Consider the following 4308-nt stretch of genomic DNA (forward strand, 5'->3'; position numbering starts at 1 on the left):
TGGCTGCCGGATGGAAACATTGAATATATGGGTCGGATTGACCATCAGGTGAAAATTCGGGGCTACCGGATCGAACTGGGTGAGATTGAAGCGGCAATACTGGCCTACGAAGGGGTCCAGACGGCAGTAGTGCTTGCTCGTGATGACCGTTCTGGGGGAAGTTATTTATGCGCCTATGTTGAACATGCCCAGGAGTTCAATATACAAGCATTAAAGGCTCGTATTAAAGAAGTTCTACCCGAGTACATGGTGCCTGCTTATATCGTATCTATGGAAGCTATGCCTTATCTATCGAGCGGTAAGATCGACAGAAAAGCATTGCCTGAGCCTGATCACAGTCTGTCGATTGAGGTAGATTATATTTCTCCTTCCAATGAGGTTGAAGCGTTGATGGCCGAAATCTGGCAAGAGGTTCTTGGCTATGCTCCTATCGGAACGAATCATAACTTTTTTGAATTGGGCGGAGATTCAATTAAAGCTATTCAAATTTCCACACGTCTAAGTAAGCACGGATATCGTATGGAAATTAAGGACCTTTTCCGTCATCAAACGATAGGTAGCCTGACTCCGGATCTAAGAGCAGTCAGTGTTCAAGCCGAACAAGGGATTATTGAAGGAGAGGCTGAGTTATCGCCTATCCAACGATGGTTTTTTGAGCAAAAGTTCACGGAATCGAACTATTGGAACCAGGCTGTTATGTTGTATAGCCAAAAGGGATGGAAGGAAGAACTGGTCGATCAGGTGTTGTGTAAGCTGACAGAGCATCATGATGCCTTACGAATGACATATACAGCGAGTCCGGACAGAATCACTCCCGTCATTCATGGTACGAATCGAAAGGCATATGCTCTTACTGTTCTGGATGTAAGCCATGAGGCATCCATTGAAGAAGCAATCCAAAGCCTTAGCGAAGCGATTCAGCGGCGTATGAATTTGGAAGAGGGTCCACTTGTGCAAGCAGGGTTGTTTCACACGGCCCAAGGTGATCACTTATTACTCGCGATTCATCATTTGGTGGTAGATGGAGTTTCTTGGAGAATTCTATTGGAAGATTTGGAGCAAGGGTATATGCAGGCGCTTAATAATGAAGAAATTCTCTTCCAGGCGAAGACCCATTCATGGAAGGACTGGACCCATCGCCTGGGTGATGATGCAAAGGGTGCGCGTCCAGCTCGTTACAAGCATTATTGGGAGAATGTGATCCGTCATGCCAGTAAACCGCTTCATAAAGACTACCCGGTCGCTGACAGAAGAGGGAAAGACCTGAAAATCTGCAGCGTAAGGCTTTCCAAGCAACAAACAGATCGTCTGCAGAAGGATGTACACAAGGTTTATAGTACGAATGTAAACGATCTACTGTTGACAGCCTTTGGACTGGCATTGAGAGACTGGACTGATAATGATGGATTTACCATTTTTCTGGAAGGACACGGACGGGAACAGATCTTTGATGATATAGATATAACCAGAACGGTCGGCTGGTTTACTACGATGTATCCTATTCATCTGGATATGAAGCATAATGCCGATTTAGCTTACCAAATTAAGCTGACCAAGGAAGCGTTGCGACGTGTTCCTAATAAGGGCATTGACTTCGGAATTCTGGAATATATGACCCTACACGATTTGAAAAGTACTAATCAGGGACATTTTGCACCTGAAATCCGGTTTAATTATCACGGCCAGATTGATTCAGGCTCCGTTGCGCCTTTATTTGTCGAATCAAAGTATTCTCCGGGCCGGACAGTAAGTGAGGAGACCGAGACACCATTTGTGCTTGATATTAATGGCAGTATCGAACAGGGGATATTAACCCTCGGGATCGAGTATAGCAGTCGTGAATATGCTGAATCGAGTATTCAAAAATTGGGAAATTTCTTGCAAAGTCGTTTGCTAGAAATTATTGAGCATTGCTCTGAAAAGAAGGAGAAGGAATGGACTCCCGCAGATGTGAGCGATGATGAGAATCTTTCAATTAACGATTTGGATGAGATTATGGCCTACTATAAAAATAATACATCTTCCTAGGCGGTGGATTATGAGTAAAGATCTGCAAATTCAAAGTATATTCCGATTAACCCCGATGCAACAAGGAATCTTGTTCCATAGCCTGCTAGATCAAACTTCGTACGCCTATTTTGAACAGGTGAGTCTTACCTTGAACGGCTTACTCGAGGTAGAGCTTCTGGATCGAAGTCTTTCTGTTCTATTTGAGCGCCATGAGATATTGCGCAGCAATGTTTTTCACGTCAATATTGAAGAGCCTAAATTGATCGTATTTCGGCAGAAGCATCCAGCAATTCACTTTGAGGACATTTCTTCACTAACGCAATCTGACCAGGTGGCCTATATAGAACAGTTTGTTCAACGTGATAAGGCCAACGGATTTGATATTACCCGGGATGAGTTATTCCGGGTCTCCATATTGCAGTGTGCGTCTGATGTATACAAGCTGATCGTTAGCTTCCACCACATCATTATGGATGGATGGTGCTTAGAAATCGTTTTGAAAGAATGGTTCCAGATCTACACATCATTGCAAAAGAATGAGCCAGTTCAACTGGGGGAAGCTCCTTCTTATGAAAAATACCTCAAGTGGTTGGACAAGCAGGATACAGATATAGCGCTTACGTTTTGGGAGCGATATTTGGATGGTTTTGAACAGCAGAGTATCTTGCCTGCGAGTGGTAAAGGGAGCCACGTTGATTACGATCCACAGCAGCAAATCTTTAGCTTTGATTCGCAATTAACGGGTCAGTTGGAATCACTGGCCAAAGAACTCAAGGTTACTTTGAGTACATTGTTTCACTCTATCTGGGGCTTGCTATTGATGAAATACAACAACACCCGCGACGTGGTATTTGGCTCTGTCGTTTCCGGTCGTCCGTCAGATATTCCGGGAGCAGAAAACATGGTAGGCCTATTTATCAATACTATTCCAGTGCGTATATCGAGTGAAGAGGATCATCTTGTTTTTTCGGATTTCGTCCAGCATGTACAACATTCGGTTATGGAGGCGGGGCAGCATCATTATGTGCCCCTTGCTGATATTCAGGCGGGTAGTTTGTTGAAGAGTAATCTGATACACCATATTTTGGCCTTTGAAAATTTCCCGGGTATGGAGGAAGCTTCCGATCACGAGAACGAAAACAGTTTAGCGGTTTCGGAGATGGCTGGCTTTGAACAGACTAATTATTCGTTCAACCTTAACGTTGTCCCCGGTGAGAAACTGCGGATGAAATTCAGCTATAACGGTCTATTATACGAACCAGAATATATAGATCGATTAGGTCGACATGTTGAGGAAATCGCCCGCACTGTAGTTTCGTCTGCTGATATAGTTTTGCACGAAATAGATATCATTCTGCCAGAAGAAAAAGAAGTGATTTTGAAGAAATTCAACGGGACGGCTGCGCCTTATCCAAGGGAGAAGACGATTCATCAATTGTTTGAGGAGCAGGTGGAGCGAACACCGGAACATCCGGCAGCCCTATACCAAAATCGGCAATTGACGTACCGGGAGCTGAATGCCCAGGCGAATCGGGTGGCTCACGTCCTGCGGAAGAAAGGCATCGGGCCCGACCAGATGGTGGGCATCGCAGTTCATCGATCGCTGGAGATGATCGTCGGCCTGCTAGGGATTTTGAAGGCAGGCGGGGCGTATCTGCCGTTACATCCAGAGGACCCGGAAGAACGGCTGGGATTCATGCTGGAGGATAGCGGGGCATCTATCCTGCTGACCCAGCGGGATCAGTTGGACCGCCTTCGTCCGCACGGAGTCGACCGCGAGCTGATCGCTATCGAAGATTTGCTGATGGAGGGGATGGAGCTTACAGGAGAAGAATGCGGGAAGAACCCGGAACCTGTTAATCGCTCGAGCGATTTGGTGTACGTGATCTATACGTCAGGCTCCACTGGCAAGCCGAAGGGAGTCATGATTGAGCACGCTTCACTGATCAACCGGCTGTACTGGATGGAACAACGAATTCCGTTTGGAGCGGAGGATGTGATCCTGCAAAAAACGCCTTATACCTTTGACGTATCGTTGTGGGAGCTGTTCTCGTGGGCGATTCAGGGAGCGACAGTATGCTTTTTGGAGCCAGGAGGCGAGAAAGACCCGGCAACGATAGTCGAAACGGTGGAGGCCAACGGGGTAACAGCAATCCATTTTGTGCCATCCATGCTGGGAGCGTTCCTGGAGTATATCGAGCACAGCGGAGCCGCCGGGAAAATGCGGAGTGTACGGCGAGTATTTGCCAGCGGGGAAGCGTTGATGACAGAGCATGTCCGCCGATTTAACCGTTTGCT

The 4308-nt window shown here is 46.4% G+C and carries 2 protein-coding genes; both read left to right on the top strand.

What is annotated here, in order from left to right; all coding sequences use genetic code 11:
• Nucleotides 1–2028 (top strand): condensation domain-containing protein (locus G9G57_RS25150; RefSeq protein WP_238799343.1); only part of this gene is annotated, 2028 nt, incomplete at its 5' end.
• Nucleotides 2029–2038: 10 nt separating this feature from the next.
• Nucleotides 2039–4308: non-ribosomal peptide synthetase (locus tag G9G57_RS25155; protein WP_164965674.1), on the top strand; the 2270-nt coding region annotated here is incomplete at its 3' end.

The organism is Paenibacillus sp. EKM211P (assembly GCF_011066175.1).
Taxonomy (GTDB): domain Bacteria; phylum Bacillota; class Bacilli; order Paenibacillales; family Paenibacillaceae; genus Paenibacillus; species Paenibacillus polymyxa.